The sequence below is a fragment of the Azospira sp. MPR-LB4 genome (assembly GCF_058809525.1).
Map to the genome: position 1 here is coordinate 833,380 of NZ_CM179521.1, position 16,615 is coordinate 849,994.

General features: G+C 69.5%; 20 protein-coding genes and 2 riboswitches. Of the genes, 17 read left to right on the plus strand and 3 right to left on the minus strand.

All coding sequences use genetic code 11. The annotated features are described in order from the left end of the window. Positions 1–145 precede the first annotated feature (145 nt). Positions 146–362: riboswitch (cobalamin riboswitch) on the minus strand. Positions 363–431: 69 nt separating this feature from the next. Continuing rightward, positions 432–645: riboswitch (cobalamin riboswitch) on the plus strand. 136 nt (positions 646–781) lie between these two features. From AC3QLZ_RS03765 to cobA, 15 genes are read left to right on the plus strand one after another with little or no spacing between them, the layout of a single operon-like run. Then, positions 782–1,459: an energy-coupling factor ABC transporter permease gene (locus AC3QLZ_RS03765; protein ID WP_014237971.1), complete on the plus strand. Its 678-nt coding sequence runs from the start codon at positions 782–784 to the stop codon at positions 1,457–1,459. After that, positions 1,456–1,827, plus strand: a complete 372-nt coding sequence (locus tag AC3QLZ_RS03770) for an energy-coupling factor ABC transporter substrate-binding protein (RefSeq protein WP_287875786.1) — start codon at positions 1,456–1,458, stop codon at positions 1,825–1,827. Before AC3QLZ_RS03765 ends, AC3QLZ_RS03770 begins: the two co-directional genes overlap by 4 nt. Continuing rightward, complete coding sequence (gene cbiQ / locus AC3QLZ_RS03775) at positions 1,821–2,552, plus strand: cobalt ECF transporter T component CbiQ (RefSeq protein WP_130458702.1); 732 nt, start codon at positions 1,821–1,823, stop codon at positions 2,550–2,552. Before AC3QLZ_RS03770 ends, cbiQ begins: the two co-directional genes overlap by 7 nt. Then, entirely contained in the window at positions 2,549–3,388 is an 840-nt protein-coding gene (locus AC3QLZ_RS03780) for an energy-coupling factor ABC transporter ATP-binding protein (RefSeq protein WP_287875789.1), read from the plus strand. The genes cbiQ and AC3QLZ_RS03780 overlap by 4 nt, the downstream gene beginning before the upstream one ends. Before the next feature lie 13 nt (positions 3,389–3,401). Beyond that, complete coding sequence (gene cobM, locus AC3QLZ_RS03785) at positions 3,402–4,205, plus strand: precorrin-4 C(11)-methyltransferase (RefSeq protein WP_014237975.1); 804 nt, start codon at positions 3,402–3,404, stop codon at positions 4,203–4,205. Between the two features lie 9 nt (positions 4,206–4,214). Then, entirely contained in the window at positions 4,215–5,225 is a 1,011-nt protein-coding gene (locus AC3QLZ_RS03790; RefSeq protein WP_287875791.1) for a sirohydrochlorin chelatase, read from the plus strand. Between the two features lie 3 nt (positions 5,226–5,228). Continuing rightward, positions 5,229–5,909, plus strand: a complete 681-nt coding sequence (locus AC3QLZ_RS03795; protein WP_026687354.1) for a precorrin-8X methylmutase — start codon at positions 5,229–5,231, stop codon at positions 5,907–5,909. Further along, the gene (locus AC3QLZ_RS03800) at positions 5,899–7,092 is read left to right on the plus strand and encodes a cobalt-precorrin-5B (C(1))-methyltransferase (protein ID WP_287875795.1); all 1,194 of its coding nucleotides are present in this window, start codon (positions 5,899–5,901) and stop codon (positions 7,090–7,092) included. Before AC3QLZ_RS03795 ends, AC3QLZ_RS03800 begins: the two co-directional genes overlap by 11 nt. Further along, positions 7,085–8,377, plus strand: a complete 1,293-nt coding sequence (gene cbiE / locus AC3QLZ_RS03805; RefSeq protein ID WP_287875797.1) for a precorrin-6y C5,15-methyltransferase (decarboxylating) subunit CbiE — start codon at positions 7,085–7,087, stop codon at positions 8,375–8,377. Before AC3QLZ_RS03800 ends, cbiE begins: the two co-directional genes overlap by 8 nt. Positions 8,378–8,379: 2 nt before the next feature. Then, positions 8,380–9,180: a precorrin-2 C(20)-methyltransferase gene (cobI, locus tag AC3QLZ_RS03810; protein WP_287875799.1), complete on the plus strand. Its 801-nt coding sequence runs from the start codon at positions 8,380–8,382 to the stop codon at positions 9,178–9,180. 28 nt (positions 9,181–9,208) lie between these two features. Further along, complete coding sequence (locus AC3QLZ_RS03815) at positions 9,209–9,994, plus strand: cobalamin biosynthesis central domain-containing protein (RefSeq protein WP_492783368.1); 786 nt, start codon at positions 9,209–9,211, stop codon at positions 9,992–9,994. Between the two features lie 17 nt (positions 9,995–10,011). Beyond that, the gene (locus AC3QLZ_RS03820; protein WP_416244191.1) at positions 10,012–10,398 is read left to right on the plus strand and encodes a cobalamin biosynthesis protein; all 387 of its coding nucleotides are present in this window, start codon (positions 10,012–10,014) and stop codon (positions 10,396–10,398) included. 41 nt (positions 10,399–10,439) lie between these two features. Then, the gene (gene cobJ, locus AC3QLZ_RS03825; RefSeq protein ID WP_287875804.1) at positions 10,440–11,435 is read left to right on the plus strand and encodes a precorrin-3B C(17)-methyltransferase; all 996 of its coding nucleotides are present in this window, start codon (positions 10,440–10,442) and stop codon (positions 11,433–11,435) included. Continuing rightward, positions 11,432–11,770 carry a (2Fe-2S) ferredoxin domain-containing protein gene (locus tag AC3QLZ_RS03830; protein ID WP_287875806.1) on the plus strand — a complete coding sequence of 113 codons (339 nt, stop codon included), beginning with the start codon at positions 11,432–11,434 and terminating at the stop codon, positions 11,768–11,770. The genes cobJ and AC3QLZ_RS03830 overlap by 4 nt, the downstream gene beginning before the upstream one ends. Further along, the gene (cobA, locus tag AC3QLZ_RS03835; protein ID WP_492783369.1) at positions 11,767–12,534 is read left to right on the plus strand and encodes a uroporphyrinogen-III C-methyltransferase; all 768 of its coding nucleotides are present in this window, start codon (positions 11,767–11,769) and stop codon (positions 12,532–12,534) included. Before AC3QLZ_RS03830 ends, cobA begins: the two co-directional genes overlap by 4 nt. Positions 12,535–12,547: 13 nt before the next feature. Here cobA and AC3QLZ_RS03840 read toward each other — a convergent pair whose 3' ends face one another. Together AC3QLZ_RS03840 and AC3QLZ_RS03845 are read right to left on the minus strand one after the other, a co-directional pair. Then, the gene (locus AC3QLZ_RS03840; protein ID WP_014237986.1) at positions 12,548–12,838 is read right to left on the minus strand and encodes a YkgJ family cysteine cluster protein; all 291 of its coding nucleotides are present in this window, start codon (positions 12,836–12,838) and stop codon (positions 12,548–12,550) included. Further along, positions 12,835–13,728: a patatin-like phospholipase family protein gene (locus AC3QLZ_RS03845; protein WP_152088992.1), complete on the minus strand. Its 894-nt coding sequence runs from the start codon at positions 13,726–13,728 to the stop codon at positions 12,835–12,837. The genes AC3QLZ_RS03840 and AC3QLZ_RS03845 overlap by 4 nt, the downstream gene beginning before the upstream one ends. 106 nt (positions 13,729–13,834) lie before the next feature. On the opposite strand from AC3QLZ_RS03845, the gene aat reads away from it, so the two are divergent. Next, positions 13,835–14,551, plus strand: coding sequence for a leucyl/phenylalanyl-tRNA--protein transferase (aat, locus tag AC3QLZ_RS03850; RefSeq protein WP_130458710.1), 717 nt, complete (start codon positions 13,835–13,837; stop codon positions 14,549–14,551). Positions 14,552–14,556: 5 nt separating this feature from the next. After that, positions 14,557–15,330: an arginyltransferase gene (locus AC3QLZ_RS03855; protein WP_152088990.1), complete on the plus strand. Its 774-nt coding sequence runs from the start codon at positions 14,557–14,559 to the stop codon at positions 15,328–15,330. Positions 15,331–15,334: 4 nt separating this feature from the next. On the opposite strand, the gene AC3QLZ_RS03860 is transcribed toward AC3QLZ_RS03855, so the two are convergent. Continuing rightward, on the minus strand, positions 15,335–16,606 hold the full coding sequence (locus AC3QLZ_RS03860; protein WP_492783370.1) for a PepSY-associated TM helix domain-containing protein: 1,272 nt from the start codon (positions 16,604–16,606) through the stop codon (positions 15,335–15,337). Positions 16,607–16,615 lie beyond the last annotated feature (9 nt).

Below are 16,615 nucleotides of genomic sequence, written 5' to 3' on the forward strand. Positions count from 1 at the left end.
GAGCGGGAGCATCGGAGAAGGGCGAACACCCCGGGCCGCGGCAAAGCGGCTCGGAGCGGCAGGCAGCCGAGAGCGGACAACGATGACAGTCAGGGAATGCGCGCATTTACCTTCCTCAGGGGACACCCCGCCCCAATTAGGATTGATATGAAGTAATGCCGCGGCAGGTCTCCTGACTTGCGGGTCGTCACGTTGCGCCAGCCTTCCCGGCAGTATCGCCAGTGGCAAAGAGTGGAGCGCAACGCTCGCCGCCTACAGTTGCGGGGGCAGTTCCGGACTGGAGTCGGGGCGTCGCCGCCCTGTCTCGCACCGGATTCCCTTTTCATCCCCTGGAGGGGGGAACCGAAGCGGGGCCAGTCTAACCCGCCCCGACCGATTCGCCAAACGCCGCGCCTGGCGCGGCGGATTGCCCAGCCCGGGGGGAGTGGGCTATCATCCGCCCCGATTCAGGTGCCGTGCCTCGCGCTCTGCGGGGACGGTGAAACGGGAAGCCGGTGACTCCAGGGACCACCCAGGACAGTCCGGCGCAGCCCCCGCTGCTGTAAGCCAGACGACGCTGCCTCACGCCACTGTGGTTCATCACGGGAAGGCCGGCAGGGAAGGATGAAGGCAAGCCAGAAGACCGGCCTGACATCACAAGTTGCACCATTCCCCGGGGTGACGGGAACGGTTCTGGTGATTTGCCGCCTCCTCGCTGTTCCATCCGCCGCGGCCCTTTATCCGACCTGCCACAACTCCCCCGCCTGGTGCGCCACCGTCATGCTCGCCGAGGGAGAGACTCATGCACATCATGGAAGGCTTCCTGCCCATCGAACACGCCGTGGGCTGGAGCGTCGCCGCCGCCCCCTTCGTCGCCTGGGGCATCCGTTCCGTGAACCGCCGCATCCGCGAAAATCCCGAGCAGCGCATGCTGCTGGGAGTGGCCGCCGCCTTCACCTTCGTCCTCTCGGCCCTGAAGCTGCCCTCGGTCACCGGCAGCTGTTCCCACCCCACCGGCACCGGCCTGGGCGCCGTGCTCTTCGGCCCTGCCGCCATGGCTCCCATCGGCGCCGTGGTGCTGCTGTTCCAGGCCCTGCTGCTGGCCCACGGCGGCCTCACCACCCTGGGCGCCAACATCTTCTCCATGGCCGTGGTGGGACCCTTCGCCGCCTACGGCATCTTCGCCCTGGCCCGCCGCCTCAAGGCCTCCCTGGCGGTGAGCGTGTTCCTCGCCGCCAGCCTGGCGGACCTGCTCACCTACGTCACCACCTCGGTGCAACTGGCCTGGGCCTTCCCCGATCCGGTGGGCGGCTTTGGCGCCTCCTTCCTCAAGTTCGCCGGCATCTTCGCCCTCACCCAGATTCCCCTGGCCATCAGCGAGGGCCTGCTCACCGTGGTCATCTGCAACGCCCTGGCCCGCTTCAACCCGCAGGAACTGCAGGACCTGGGCGTGGCCCCGGCGCCGGAGGTGCGGGCATGAAGCGCCACCAGAACCTGCTGCTGCTCATCGCCGTGGTGCTGCTGGCGGCCCTGCCCCTGTGGCTGGTGGAACGGCCGGTCGGGCCGGACGGCCAGCCGGCGGAAATCTTCGGCGGCGCCGACAGCGAGGCCCAGGCCCTCATCACCCGCATCGCCCCGGACTACCAGCCCTGGTTCCAGCCCCTGCTGGAGCCGGCCAGCGGCGAGATCGCCTCCCTCCTTTTCGCCCTGCAGGCGGCCCTCGGCGCCGGCTTCATCGGCTATTACCTGGGCTGCGCCCGCACCCGGGAAAAGCTGCGCCGGGAACAACGACGCGGTGAAGCGGCAGCCCGGCGCGAAGACAAGGACCAGGAAGGGCCGGCGTGCTGATCGAGCAGTCGGCCTACGCCAACCGCTGGCGCGGCGTGGCGCCCCAGGCCAAGGGCCTCTTCGCCCTGGGCGGGGTGACGGCCGCCTTCGTCGCCGCCGCCACCCCGGCCGCCGGGCTCGGCGTGGCCGCCCTGCTGGCGGCCGTGACCATCGGCGGCGCCCGGGTATCGCCCCTGCTCTATCTGCGGGTGGCGGCCCCGGCCCTCTTCTTCCTCGCCATCAGCGCCCTCTCCCTGGCCGTCTCCGTGGATGGGGGCGGCCTGCAGGCCACCGCCGCCGGCACCCACCAGGCCGCCGTGGTGGCGACCCGCTCCCTGGGCGCCCTGGCGGCCCTGCTGTTCCTGGTGCTGACCACGCCCCTGAGCGACCTCATCGCCCTGCTGCGCCGCCTGCGCACCCCCGAGGTGCTGCTGGACATCATGGTGCTGTGCTACCGCACCCTGTTCGTCTTCGCCGCCGCCCTGCAGGACATGCGCGCCGCCCAGGCCGCCCGCCTCGGCCACCTGGACCGCAGCCGCCTGCTGCGCAGCCTGGGGCAGATGGCCGCCCACCTCACCCTGCAGGTGTGGCAGCGTTCCCACGCCCTGCACCTGGCGGCCCTGGCCCGCAACAACGACGGTCCCCTGCGCTTCCTCGGCAGCCGCCACCCCCACGCCCGGCGCGATGCCGGCCTGGCCGGCGTGGCCGCCCTGGCCCTGGTGCTGCTCGCCTGGAGCGGCCGGTGAGCGTGCCCCTGCTGCAGCTGGAGGACGTGCACTACCGCTACCCGGACGGCAGCGCGGGCCTGGCCGGCTGTTCCCTGGGCGTTTCCCGGGGCAGCCGCAACGCCCTCATCGGCGCCAACGGCTCGGGCAAGACCACCCTCTTCCAGCACTGCAACGGCCTGCTGCGCCCCGCCGCCGGCCGGGTGCACTACGCCGGCACCCCGGTGGACTACGGCCGGGCCGGCCTGCGCGCCCTGCGCAGCAAGGTGGGCCTGGTCTTCCAGAATCCGGACCGGCAGCTTTTCTCCGCCAGCGTGCGGGAGGACGTCTCCTTCGGCCCCCTCAACCTGGGCCTGGACGAGGCCACCGTCGCCGCCCGGGTGGAAGCCGCCCTGCAGGCCGTGGGCATGGACGACCTGGCCCACAAGCCGGTGCAGAACCTCAGCTTCGGCCAGAAGAAGCGGGTCTGCATCGCCGGCGTGCTGGCCATGGAGCCGGAGCTCTTGGTGCTGGACGAACCCATGGCCGGCCTCGACCAGGCCATGCAGGAGGAACTGCTGGCGGTGCTGGACGGCCTGCACCGCCGGGGCATGACCATCCTCCTGGCCACCCACGACATCCACTTCGCCTACCGCTGGGCCGACCGCATCCACCTCATGGCCGCCGGCCGCTGCTGCGCCAGCTTCGACGCCCCGGCCCTGGCCGGGCACGAGGCCGAGCTGGCCGCCATCGGCCTGCGCCTGCCCTCGGTGATCGGCCTGGAACGGCAGCTGCGGCAGCGCGGCCTGCTCCGCGGCGACACCCCCATCCACAGCTGCAGCGCCCTCCTGGCCCAGCTGCAACAAGAAGACTGCTGAGAAGGAACATGCCATGACCCCAGCCACCCTCGGCAAGATCTGGTTCGTCGGCGCCGGCCCCGGCGACCCGGACCTCATCACCGTCAAGGGCCGCCGCCTGCTGGAACAGGCCGGCGCCATCCTCTTCGCCGGCTCCCTGGTGGACCAGGCGGCCACCCTCTACGCCCCGCCGGGCTGCGAGATCCGGGACTCCAAGGACATGACCCTGGAGGAAATGACCTACTGGCTGCTCCAGGCCAGCCGCCGCCACCAGACCGTGGTGCGCCTGCAGACCGGCGACCCGGGCCTCTACGGCGCCCTGGTGGAAATGACCCGTCCCCTGGACGAGGTGGGCGTGCCCTGGGCCGTGGTGCCCGGCGTTTCCTCTGCCCTGGCCTCCGCCGCTGCGGCCGGCGAGACCCTGACCCTGCCGGAAGTGACCCAGACGGTGATCCTCACCCGGGTCGCCGGCCGCACCCCCATGCCCCCGGGGGAGGAACTGGAGGCCCTGGCGGCCCACCGTTCCACCCTCTGCATCTTCCTTTCCATCACCCTGCTGCACGAGGTGCAGCGCGCCCTGCTGGCCGCCGGCTGGCCGGAGGATGCGCCCATCCTGGTGGTGCAGAAGGCCTCCTGGCCCGGGGAGGAAAAGATCGTGCGCGGCACCATCGCGGACATCAAGAAAAAGTGCCAGGCGGAAAAGATCGCCGCCCAGGCCATGATCATCGCCAGCCCGGCCCTCGGCGCCCGGGACTGGGAGGACATCGCCCGCTCCAAGCTCTACGACCCCAGCTTCACCCACCGCTTCCGCAAGGCCAGCGTGGGCGAGGCCTCCTGAGAAATGCCCATGACCTTCAGTGCCCAAGACACCACCCTGCTCCTGGTCGGCCACGGTTCCCGCAACCGGGACGGCAACAAGGAAATCCTCCATTTCGCCGCCCAGTGGCGGGAACGCCACCCCGGCTGGCGCATCGAGGTGTGCTTCATCGAGCACGCCGAGGTGCTGCTGGATGAGGGCCTGAACCGGGCCGCCGGCAATGCGAAGAAGGTGGTGGTGATCCCCTTCATCCTCAACGCCGCCGGCCACGTGAAAATGGAGCTGCCCCACGCCGTGGAAGAGGCTCGGGCCCGCCACCCCGGTGTGGAATTCCAGGTGGTGCGCCACCTGGGCATGGGCCGGGAGATTTTCGAGGTGCTGCAGGGCCAGCTGGACCGGCTGATGAAGCAGCTGGACATGCCCGACCCCTGCACCACCGGCGTCATCCTGCTCGGTCGCGGTTCGTCGGACGCCGGCGCCAACGGCGAGCTGGCCAAGATGGCCCGCTGGATCTTCGAGGACAACGACCACGAGCTGGTGGACATCGCCTTCACCGGCGTCACCTGGCCCCGGCTGGAAACCGCCGTGCAGCGCCAGGTCAAGCTGGGCATGACCCAGGTGGCCATCGTTCCGGTCTATCTCTTTACCGGCGTGCTCATGGAGCGCATCAAGGCCCAGGCCGAGCGCCTGCAGCGCCAGTATCCCCAGGTGGCCTTCGCCCTGGGCACCCACTTCGGCTTCGACAAGGGCATCTTCGACCTGCTGGACGCCAAGGTGGGCGGCGATGAACTGCCCGAAGGCAGCCTGCTCGAATGCGACGGCTGCAAGTATCGCCTGGCCGCCGAGGACGAGCACCTGCACGACCACAGCCACACCGCCACCCACGACCACAGCCACACCGCCACCCACGACCACGGGCATGAGCATGGCCACACCCACGGCGGCTGCGGCCACCAACATGGGGGCAAACATGATCACGATCATGGTCACGGCCATTGCCATGGGCACAATCACTCCCACGATCATCACTCCCACGGGTAAGCCATGAACCACAACGCCAACGTCGTCACCGAACAGCTCACCGCCGCCGGCCGCGCCATCGAGCACGATTCCTTCGCCATCATCGATGCCGAAGCCGGCCCCCACGCCTACAGCGCCGACCAGTGGCCGGTGGTGCGGCGCATGATCCACGCCAACGCCGACTTCGAATTCAACGGTCTCACCGACTTCCATCCGGCAGCGGTGGAAGCGGGCCTGGCCGCCATCCTCAAGGGCGGCACCCCCATCGTGGCGGACGTGGAAATGATCTGCGTCGGCCTCTCCGCCAGCCGCCTCAAGCACTTCGGCGTCACCACCCACCACTTCATTTCCGACGCCGACGTCATCGCCCAGGCCCAGGCCGAGGACACCACCCGGGCCGTGCAGGCCATGCGCAAGGCCCATCGCCAGGGCCTGCTGGACGGGGCCATCGTCGGCATCGGCAACGCCCCCACGGCCCTCATCGAAGTGGTGCGCCTGATCAAGGAAGAAGGGGCCCGCCCGGCCCTGGTCATCGGCATGCCCGTGGGCTTCGTCTCCGCCGCCGAATCCAAGGACCTGATGGCCGAAGTGCAGGACGTGCCCTGGATCGTCATCCGCGGCCGCAAGGGCGGCTCCACCCTGGTGGTGGCGGCCATCCACGCCCTCCTCGGCGTCGCCGAAGCCCGCCAGCGCAATGCCGCCTGAAGCCGCCAACAGCGCTCCCGTGAACAGCGAAGCGCCGCCGGCCGAGAAGGTCCGCAAGGGCACGGCCAAGCGGGAACGGGGCAACCGCACCGGTTTCACCACCGGCGCCAACTCGGCGGCGGCGGCCGTGGCCGCCACCCAGGGCCTGGTCCAGGGCCAGGTGCCGGACCAGATTTTCTGCCGCCTGCCCAACGGCCAGGAAGTGCCCTTCCAGATCACCGACGGCCGCGTCGAGGGCGAAGGCATGCCCCTGCGGGCCCACGCCGTCAGCATCAAGGATGCGGGCGACGATCCGGACGCCACCCACGGCGCCCACATGACCGCCGACGTGGTGCGCATTCCCGGGGGCGGCGGCCAGGTCATCCTCAAGGGCGGCCCAGGCGTCGGCGTCGTCACCAAGGAAGGCCTGGGCCTGGAAGTGGGCGGCCCGGCCATCAACCCGGTGCCCCGGCGCAACATCAGCGACAACGTGGCCCGGGCCGGTGCTGCCATCCTGGCCGCCGGCGACAGCCTGGAAGTGACCATTTCCGTGCCCGGCGGCGAGGAGATGGCGAAGAAGACCCTCAATGCCCGCCTCGGCATCCTGGGCGGCATTTCCATCCTCGGCACCACCGGCATCGTGCGCCCCTATTCCACCGCCGCCTTCCGCGCCAGCGTGGTCCAGGCGGTGGACGTGGCGGCGCGCCAGGGCCAGACCAGCGTGGTGTTCACCACCGGCGGCCGCACCGAAAAATTCGCCATGAAGCAGTTGCCGCAACTGCAGGAAGCCTGCTTCGTGCAGATGGGGGACTTCGTCAAGGCCGCCTTCCAGAGCGCCATCAAGCGCAAGATGCAGCACGTCTACATCGGCGCCATGGTGGGCAAGCTGACCAAGATGGGCCAGGGCCTGGCCGTGACCCACGCCTGGAAGCAGGAGATCGACCGGGACCTGCTGGCCGCCTGCGCCACCGAAGTGGGCGCCCCCGCCGACCTGGTGGAGGAAATCCGCAATGCCGAGACGGCCCGCTTCGCCGCCGAGCGCCTAGCCCTGCTGGGCCTCACCGTGCCCTTCCATCGGGCCCTGGCCATCCACGCCATGCAGAGCCTGCGGGCCTGCCACCCGGGCCCCTACCAACTCACCGTGCTGGTCTGCGATTTCGAAGGCCAGTTCATCTGTCGCGTCGAAGAGGGCGAAAGTGTCTAAACAACCCTACTGCACCGTCCTCGGCATCCTGGACGACGGCTGGGCCGGCCTGCCGGATTCTTCCCGCCACTGCCTGCAATCCGCCGGCCTCATCGTCGGCGCCGGCCGCACCCTGGCCCTGGTGCAGCCCCATCTGGCCGCCGGCACCACCCTCAAGGACATGGACGGCAAGCTGGGCCAGGTGCCCGGCTGGATTCAACAAGCTACCGCTGACGGCCTGCACACCGTCGTGCTGGCCACCGGCGATCCCCTCTGCCACGGCATGGCCAGCTATCTGGTGGGCAAGCTGGGAGCCGCGGCGGTCACCGTACTGCCCGCCCCCTCCACCCTGCAACTGGCCTTCGCCCGCTTCCAGCGGCCCTGGCAGGACTACCGCATTTCCACCTGCCACACCGCCGATGCGGGCGAGTGGCAGTTCGGCACCACCCCGGAGAACGGCCTCTACAAGCTGATCCGGGCCATCGCCGAGTATCCGAAAGTAGCGGCCTTCACCGGCCCGGACAACAACCCGGCCCGCCTTGCCCGGGCCCTGCTGGCGGCGGGCTACGGTGAAGAGATTCACCTCTCGGTGGCCGCCAAGCTGGCCCTGCCGGAGGAGCAGCTGTTCCCCGACCTTTCCCTGGAACAGGCCGCGGCCATGAGCTTCCCCGACCCCAATGTGGTGCTGGTGGAACGCCAGGAGGCCGACCCGCGGGCCATCTTCGGCTTTGACGACCTGGACTTCGTCCAGCGCCAGCCGGAGAAGGGGCTCATCACCAAGCTGGAAGCCCGGGCCCTGTCGCTGGCCAAACTGGGCTTGAAACCCGACAGCGTGGTGTGGGACATCGGCGCCGGTTCCGGCTCCGTGGGTCTGGAAGCCAGCCGTCTGTGCCGCCACGGCCACGTGTACGCCATCGAGAAAAACGAGGGCGATGCCGCCAACGCCCGGGAAAACGCCCGGCGCTTCCAGGCCACCAACTACACCCTGCGCCACGGCAAGGCCCCGGAAGGGCTGGACACCTGGCCCGACCCGGACGCGGTGTTCGTCGGCGGTTCCGGCGGCGAACTGGCCGCCCTCATCGACCTGATCCTGGGTCGCCTCAAGCCCCATGGCCGCCTGGTGATGAACTTCGTCACCCTGGAAAACCTGGCCACGGCCACCACCGCCCTGGCCGCTGCGGTGGAGAAATTCGGAGCGAACTGGGAGGTGACCCAGCTCCAGGCCTCCCGCAGCCAGCCCATCCTGGACATGCACCGCATGGCCGCACAAAACCCCATCTGGATAGTCTCCGCAAAGAAGAGCTAAACATGACCGACAGAAAATACGGCCGCCTCATCGGCGCCTCCCTGGGTCCCGGCGACCCCGAACTGATCACCCGCCGTGCCTGGGCCGTGCTCAACGGCGACGCCCGCTGGCTCTATCCGGTGAAGAAGGCCGAGGAAAGCTCCTACGCCCTCTCCATCGTCACCCGGGGTGGTCTGGAAGTGCCCGCCGACGCCGAGGAACTGGTGTTCCCCATGACCCGGGACGCGGAGATCCTGACCAAGGCCTGGGCCCGGGCCGCCGCCCGCACCGTGGAACTGCTGGCCGAGGGGCGGGACCTGGTGTTCCTGGTGGAAGGCGATGCCTCCACCTTCGCCACCTTCGGCCACCTGGCCCGGGTGGTGCGGGAACTGGTGCCGGAAGTTGAGGTGGAAACCATCCCCGGCGTCTCCTCCTTTGCCGCCGCGGCCGCCACCACCGGCACCACCCTGGCCGAGGAAGACGAAACCCTGGCGGTGATCCCCGCCGCCTACGGCGTGGAAGTCATCGACCACCTGCTGGACGAATTCGACACCCTGGTGCTGCTCAAGGTGAAGCCCCTGGTGGATGAGGTGCTGGACCTGCTGGAACGGCGCGAGCTGCTGACCACCAGCTGCTTCATCGAAAAGGTCGGTTCCCCCGACGAGCGCATCGTGCGCGACGTGGCTTCCCTCAAGGGCGAGAAGGTGAACTACCTCTCCCTCATGCTGGTGCAGAACCCCAAGCGCCAGCGCGGCGAACTGCGCCGGGGCTGCCGCAAGCGCAAGGCCGAGGCCGCACAGCCCAACGAAACGGCTGCCGCCTGAACAGTTTTGCCCCAACCTAAAAAATAAAATGACCATTCCCCTCCCCTTCCCCAACGAGAGAATCGCCGTCGTCTCCATCACCCGCCACGGCATTGCCCTGGCGGGCAAGGTGGTGGCGGCCTTGCCCGGCGCCCGCCTGTTCGCCCCGGATAAATTCCGGGCCGAGGCGGAAGCCGCAGTTGCCAACACTCCTGGCGCAGCAGCCACCTACAGCGGCAAGACCGGCGACCAGATTCCCGCCCTCTTCGCCAACTTCGACGGCATCGTCGCCATCGTCTCCCTGGGCGCCCTGGTGCGCCTCATCGCCCCCCACCTCAAGGACAAGGAACAGGATCCGGGGGTGGTGGTGGTGGACGAGGCTGGGCGCTTTGCCATTCCCATGCTCTCCGGCCACCTGGGCGGCGCCAACGCTCTGGCCGGCATCCTGGCGGCCAGCCTGGGCGCCACCCCGGTGCTCACCACCGCCTCCGACTCCCGCCAGACCCTGGGCGTGGACCTGCTGGGCCGGGAGCTGGGCTGGACCTTTGAAGCGACCCACGACGAAGTGGTGAAGGCCAGCGCCGCCGTGGTGAACGACGAGCCGGTGGCCCTGGTGCAGGAAGCCGGCAGCCCCGACTGGTGGCCGCGCCACGCCAATGGCCGCAGCGGCCCGGTGCCCGCCAACATCAAGCAGTTCAGCCGCCTGGAAGAGGTGGACCTGGACAGCGTCGCCGCCGTGCTGTGGATCAGCCACCGCCCCCTGCCGCCAGAACTGGCGCCCCGCCTGGCAGGCCGACTGGTCATCTACCGGCCGCCCGTGGAGCAAGGCGCTTGAGCCTGGGCAGCCGCAGAGTGGCGCTGGGCCTGGGCTGCGACCGGGGCACCCCGGAGGCGACCATTGCGCAAGCCGTGCAGGAGGCCCTGGCCGCCGCCGGCCTCGCCCCGGAACAGGTGGCGGCCGGTGCCAGCATCACCCTGAAGGCGGACGAGGTGGGCCTGCTGGGCTTTGCCGAACGCTTCGGCCTCACCCTCACCTTCTACCCGCCGGAAGTGCTGGCCACCGTCCCCGTGCCCAACCCGTCGGAGACGGTGCGCAAGTACACCGGCACCCCGTCGGTGTCGGAAGCCGCCGCCCTGCTGGCCGCCGGCACCGACATGAGCCGGCTGCTGATCGAAAAACACAAGCTGCGGGGTCCGGACGGGCGCAACGCCACCGTCTCCATCGCCCTGCTGCCCTGAGCCCCACAACTGCATTCACTGAATTTCCGAGGAACGATTTCATGACCGACATTCAAACCAACGCCCCGGCCAAGAGCGGCAAGATCATGCTGGTGGGCCTGGGCCCCGGCGCCGTGGAACACATGACCGGCCGCGCCCGGGCCGCCATCGCCGAAGCCGACACCATCATCGGCTACGTCACCTATGTTCGCCTGGTGGCCGACCTGATCGACGGCAAGGAAGTCATCAAGAAGTCCATGACCGAAGAGCTGGACCGGGCCATCGAAGCCCTGGACCGGGCCAAACAGGGCAAGAAGGTGGCGTTGATTTCCTCCGGCGACGCCGGCGTGTACGGCATGGCCGGCCCCACCTTCGAGGTGCTGTTCCAGGCCGGCTGGACACCCGATTCCGAGATCGAGGTGGAAATCGTGCCGGGCGCATCCGCACTCAACACCTGCGCCGCCCTGGTGGGCGCGCCCCTGACTCACGACTTCTGCGCCATCTCCCTCTCCGACCTGCTCACGCCCTGGCCCACCATCGCCCGCCGCCTGGATGCGGTGGCCTACGCCGATTTCGTGGTGGCCCTGTACAACCCCAAGAGCGGCCGCCGCACCCGCCAGATCCAGGAAGCCCAGCGCATTTTCCTGCGCCACCGCGATCCCAAGACCCCGGTGGCCATCGTCAAGAGCGCCTTCCGCCCCAAGCAGCGGCTGGAATTCACCACCCTGGAAAAGATGGCCGAGGCCGACATCGGCATGCTGTCCACCGTGCTCATCGGCAACTCCAACACCTTCATCCGGGACGGCCTGATGGTCACGCCCCGGGGCTATGCCAACAAGTACGACGTGGCCGAGGGTGAACGTTCCACCAAGGGCGGCGAGCAGGCCGGCCGCTCCCTTTCCACCGGCCTCAACGGCTGGCTGGAAGCCATCCGCGACAGCGGCAAGAGCGCCGCCGAACTGGCCGTGGAATACCGCCTGCCGGAGGACTACATCGCCGCCGCCCTGGCCGCCGGCCCGGAAGCGGCGGACGAAACCGAAGCCGAGGCGGAAGCATGAGCGAAGTCAGCAAGCCCCGCATCGGCGACTACCGCCGCCACCTGCTGGTGTGCACCGGTCCCCGCTGCACCCAGAACGGCGAGGGCCAGGCCCTCTTCGACTCCCTGGGCGACAAGCTCAAGGCCGCCGGCCTCACCGAGGGCGAGCTGCGGGTCAAGCGTTCCCGCGTCAATTGCTTCGCCGCCTGCAAGGGCGGCCCGGTGATGTGCGTGCAGCCCGACGGCACCTGGTACTACAACGTCACCGCCGACAACCTGGAGCGCATCGTCGAGGAGCACCTGAAGCAGGGCCGCCCCGTGGATGATCTGGTTTTCCACCAGGGGCCCGGCCTGTGAGCCGGGTCTGGTCGGAACAGGCGCCGGGCAGCGTCTCCCTGGTGGGGGCCGGCCCCGGCGATGCGGAACTGCTGACCCTGCGCGCCTGGCGGCGCCTGCAGACGGCGGAAGTGCTGGTCTACGACAATCTGGTGGGCCCGGGCATCGTCGATTTCGCCCCGGCGACGGCGGAGCGCATCTACGTCGGCAAATCCGCCGGCAACCACACCCTGCCCCAGGAAGACATCTGCCAACTGCTGCTGGAGAAGGCCCGGGAAGGCAAGCGGGTGGTGCGCCTCAAGGGCGGCGATCCCTTCGTTTTCGGCCGCGGCGGCGAGGAGATGGACGTGCTGCTGCAACAGGCGGTGCCGGTGGAAATCGTGCCCGGCATCACCGCCGCCCTGGGGGCCGGCGCCAGTTTCGGCTTTCCCCTGACCCACCGGGACCATGCCCAGAGTTGCGTCTTCGTCACCGGCCACCTCAAGGACCAGGCCCTGGAACTGAACTGGCAGGCCCTGGCCCAGCCCAACCAGACCCTGGTGATCTACATGGGCATCCACGGCCTGGAACGCATCGCCGCCGGCCTGCAGGGCGCCGGCCTGGCCCCGGAAACGCCGGCGGCCCTGGTCTATCGCGCCACCTGGCCGGAACAGCGGCTCCACACCTGCACCCTGGCCACCCTGGCGGCGACGGCCCAGCGCCACGGCATCAAGCCGCCGACCCTGCTGGTCATCGGCAGCGTGGTGGCCCTGGCCGCCCCGGAACGGCCCTCCGCCCTGGCCTGAGGCCGGCCTTGGGTCAGGCCGGCAGGCCGGCGGCCCGCTGCTCCAGGCAGTCGTAATCCCCCGCCTGGTAGTCGCGGCAGATGAAGGGACGCTGCTCGTAGATGGTGCACAGCATGGTGCGGCGGTCCAGGGCGGCGCACCAGCCGTCCTCCAGGCGGTGCATGATCCAGCCGCCCCAGGGGTCCTGCCGGGTCAGGGCTTCGGGCACCTCGTCGTCGCCCCCCAGCAACATCACCTCCAGCTTGCAGCAGCAGGCCCGGCAGGTGGCGCAGGTGACGTTCTCCTCGGCGGCCACGGCGCTCACCGGATGCCCAGCTTGGCGCGGATCAGGGGCAGGGCCGCCTGGGCCGCCCGCTCCCCTTCCAGGATGGCGTCGTTGCGGGACTTGAAGTCGGTGGAGCCGATGCCCGGAATGTCGGGGCGGATGACGACATCGGCCTCCTTCATCTCCGCCTGGCCCAGGTGGCTGCCCATGATGGCGAAGGTCTGCAGGAGCACCTCCATGAGACCGGAAACCTTGCCGTTCTTCGGCTTGCTGGAAATGTCCACGGCGATCACCACCTCGCCGCCCATGGCCCGGGCGGCCCGCACCGGCACCGGGCTGACCAGGCCGCCGTCCACGTACTCGCGGCCGTTGATGGTGACCGGCTGGAAGACGCCGGGCACGCTGCTGGAGGCCCGCACCGCCATGCCCGTGTTGCCGCTGCGGAAGGTCACCGCCTCGCCGCTCTTGAGATCGGTGGCGACGGCGGCGAAGGGCTTCTTCAGCTTTTCCATGGGCTGCTGCTTCACCGCCTCGTTGATGAACTTCTGCAGGGCCTCGCCCTTGAGCACGCCCCGATCCGCCAGGGACCAGTCGGTGATGGCCGATTCGTCCAGCTTCATGGCCAGCTTCTGCAATTCGTAGCCGGAATAGCCGGCGGCATAGAGGGCGCCGACGACGGAACCGGCGCTGGTGCCGATCACCATGTCCGGCACGATGCCGTGGGATTCCAGGGTCTTGATCACCCCCACATGGGCAAAGCCCCGGGCGGCGCCGCCTCCCAGGGCCAGCACCACCTTGGGCGGCGGATGGCCCACCGCCGTCGCAGCCGCTGCCGGGGCCTCCGTCCGGTCCAGGGTGACGCAGCCGCAAAGCAGCAGGGAAGCGGCCCCCAGGAGGGCGCCAAGGCAGGTACGACGGGCAGAATACATGGAGGTCTCGCAGAATTTTCCCGGGCGCTGGCCCGGGGCAAGGGCCACATTATAATGAGCCCCACCCCGGCCCGCCCTTCCACCTTGCCTCCGGCTGAAAGCGCCCATGCTGCCCTGGCTCACCGCCGCCCACGAGTTCCCGCCCCTCGCCACCGCCCTCAGCGAGCCCAACGGCCTGCTGGCCGTGGGCGGCGACCTGGCGCCGGAACGCCTGCTGGCGGCCTACCGGCGCGGCATCTTCCCCTGGTATTCGCCCGGGGAGCCGATCCTGTGGTGGAGCCCGGACCCGCGCATGGTGCTGTTCCCCGCCGAATTCAAGGTTTCCCGCTCCCTCGGCCGGACCCTGCGCCGGGGCGGCTACGAGGTGCGCCTGGACACGGCCTTCGCCCGGGTCATCGCCGCCTGCGCCCAGACGCCGCGGCGGGGCCAGCACGGCACCTGGATCGTGCCGGAGATGCAGGCCGCCTACCGCCACCTGCATGAACTCGGGCTGGCCCATTCGGTCGAAACCTGGGTGGATGGCGAACTGGTCGGCGGCCTCTACGGCATCGCCCTGGGACGCATGTTCTACGGCGAATCCATGTTCTCCTGGCGCAGCGACGCCTCCAAGATCGCCGTCGCCCATCTCGCCCGCTACCTGGAAAGGCTCGGATTCGGCATGGTAGATTGCCAGATGCACACCGCCCACCTGGCCTCCCTCGGCGCCCGGGAAATTCCCCGGGACGATTTCATCGCCCGCCTCGACGCCCTGGTGGCCGCGGGGCCCGCCCCCGGCCCCTGGCCGGCGGCAGATGCAAGCCACCTGTGGCATAGCGCAGCCTGACCGACATGTCCCAACTCAACGACTCGTCCCTGCCCTTTTCCCTGCTGCAGTTCTACGCCACCTCGCCCTACGGCTGCAGCTACCTGCCGGAGCAGCAGGCCCGCTCCCAGGTGGCCACGCCCACCCACCTGATCAACACGGAAATCTACAGCGAGCTGGTGCGGGCCGGCTTCCGCCGCAGCGGCGTGTTCACCTACCGTCCCTGGTGCGACGCCTGCCGCGCTTGCGTGCCGGCGCGCATCCCGGTGCAGCGCTTCGCCCCGGACCGGACCCAGCGGCGGGTGGCCCGCCAGCACGAAAACCTGGTGGCCCGGGAAGTGCCCCTGGAATTCGCCGCCAGCCACTACGAGCTGTACCAGCGCTACCAGGCCAACCGCCACGCCGGCGGCGGCATGGACCAGGACAGCCACGAGCAGTACGCCCACTTCCTGCTGCAAAGCCGGGTGGACACCCGGCTGGTGGAATTCCTCGAACCCGGGAGCGGCGCCGTGCGCATGGTCAGCGTCATCGACGTGCTCACCGACGGCCTCTCCTCCGTCTACACCTTCTACGACCCGGACGTGCCCGGCGCCAGCTACGGCACCTACAACATCCTGTGGCAGATCCAGCAATGCCGGGAACTGGGCCTGCCCCACCTGTACCTGGGCTACTGGATCGGCGCCAGCCGCAAGATGGCCTACAAGATCCGCTTCAAGCCCCTGGAAGGGCTGGTGGACGGGGAATGGCAGGAGCTGGAGGCGCTCGCCGCCGCCCAGACGGAGCCAGGCCCCCAGCCCTGATCCTTCAGGCAGACCCTAACACTGGCACCTCCTGCTGCAATTCCCGGCGCCGCCGGCCCTGCCGCTTTCTCCACCACACATAGACCCCAGTCGCCGACAGCGCGGCCACCGCCAGGCCCATCAGGGAAATGAGGATGCGCCCGGGCAGGCCCAGGATGCGGCCTGAGTGGACGGGGAACTGGAGTTGCACGAAGACATCCGCCGCCGTGCCCTGCCAGGGCACCCGCTCGCCCAGGATGCGGCCGTCCTGGCCGTCCAGGTAGAGGGATTTGACCTTCATGTTGCCGAAGTCGTCCCCGGGCTCGTTGAACTGGACGCCGTAGATGCCGTATTGCAGGGTATAGAAGAGGCTGCCGGCAGGCTCCGTCCAGCCCCGGGCCCGGGCCGCCGTCTCGGCCGCGGCGATCGCTTCGGCGTAGCTGAGGCGGGGGGCGATGGGCTGCTCCAGGGGACGCATGGGACGCTGGGTGAAGGGGTCCGGCGTCAGGGTGGAGACGGCGGCCAGCACCGGGCGGAACACTTCCTGGTAGAGGTTGAGGGAGACGGAGGACAGGGCCAGGAGGAACAGCAGGCTCCAGGTCCACAGGCTGCCAGCCCGGTGCAGGTCGAAGTTGAACTTGTAGGCGCCGGCGCCGCGGCGGATTTTCCAGGAGGTGCTCCAGCGTGCCCACCAGGAGCGGCGTTCGGCCTGTCCTGCCCCGACAGGCGCATCCAGCCTGCCTTTGCGGCGACCTGCCGGCAAGGTCAGCACCACGGCGATGAAACAGTCCAGCAGCCAGAGCAGGGCGACGCCTCCCATGAACCAGTAGCCCCAGCGGTTTTTGCCGCCGAAGTCGGGGATGTGCAGGCTGTAGTGCAGCTTGTAGAGAAAGGGCAGCAGGTTTTCCCGGGACAGGGAAAGGCCGCCCCACTCCCGCCGCCCCCGGATTTCGCCGCTCACCGGGTCGGCGAAGACCTGGTTGTAGCCCGGCGCGAAGAGCTTGCCGGTGGCCGGATCGAGCCGGGGCCGCACGCCCAGTTGCAGGTTGTGCCCCGGCTCCAACTGCAGGGGCAGGAAGGTGACCTGGATGCGCGGGTCCGCCGCCTCCACCCGCCGCACCACTTCCAGGGGCGGCAGGGGCTGCCCCGGGGTAACGGCCTCGAACAGGTGGTCGTTGAGCCATTCATCCAGTTCGTGGTCCCAGGAGATGACGGCCCCGGTGAGGCCGGCCACGACCAGGAACAGGGCCATGGCCAGGCCGACCCAGCGGTGCAGCAGGGAACAGAAACGCCGCATGGAAAGCCC

Bases quoted from the DNA above. Each gene is read 5' to 3' on its own strand.
- AC3QLZ_RS03860 (WP_492783370.1), bottom strand. From the start codon at position 16,606: ATGCGGCGTTTCTGTTCCCTGCTGCACCGCTGGGTCGGCCTGGCCATG.
- cobI (WP_287875799.1), top strand. From the start codon at position 8,380: ATGACCGACAGAAAATACGGCCGCCTCATCGGCGCCTCCCTGGGTCCC.
- AC3QLZ_RS03795 (WP_026687354.1), top strand. From the start codon at position 5,229: ATGAACCACAACGCCAACGTCGTCACCGAACAGCTCACCGCCGCCGGC.
- AC3QLZ_RS03815 (WP_492783368.1), top strand. From the start codon at position 9,209: ATGACCATTCCCCTCCCCTTCCCCAACGAGAGAATCGCCGTCGTCTCC.
- AC3QLZ_RS03845 (WP_152088992.1), bottom strand. From the start codon at position 13,728: ATGTATTCTGCCCGTCGTACCTGCCTTGGCGCCCTCCTGGGGGCCGCT.
- AC3QLZ_RS03830 (WP_287875806.1), top strand. From the start codon at position 11,432: ATGAGCGAAGTCAGCAAGCCCCGCATCGGCGACTACCGCCGCCACCTG.
- aat (WP_130458710.1), top strand. From the start codon at position 13,835: ATGCTGCCCTGGCTCACCGCCGCCCACGAGTTCCCGCCCCTCGCCACC.
- AC3QLZ_RS03765 (WP_014237971.1), top strand. From the start codon at position 782: ATGCACATCATGGAAGGCTTCCTGCCCATCGAACACGCCGTGGGCTGG.
- AC3QLZ_RS03790 (WP_287875791.1), top strand. From the start codon at position 4,215: ATGACCTTCAGTGCCCAAGACACCACCCTGCTCCTGGTCGGCCACGGT.
- AC3QLZ_RS03855 (WP_152088990.1), top strand. From the start codon at position 14,557: ATGTCCCAACTCAACGACTCGTCCCTGCCCTTTTCCCTGCTGCAGTTC.
- AC3QLZ_RS03770 (WP_287875786.1), top strand. From the start codon at position 1,456: ATGAAGCGCCACCAGAACCTGCTGCTGCTCATCGCCGTGGTGCTGCTG.
- cobM (WP_014237975.1), top strand. From the start codon at position 3,402: ATGACCCCAGCCACCCTCGGCAAGATCTGGTTCGTCGGCGCCGGCCCC.
- cobJ (WP_287875804.1), top strand. From the start codon at position 10,440: ATGACCGACATTCAAACCAACGCCCCGGCCAAGAGCGGCAAGATCATG.
- AC3QLZ_RS03800 (WP_287875795.1), top strand. From the start codon at position 5,899: ATGCCGCCTGAAGCCGCCAACAGCGCTCCCGTGAACAGCGAAGCGCCG.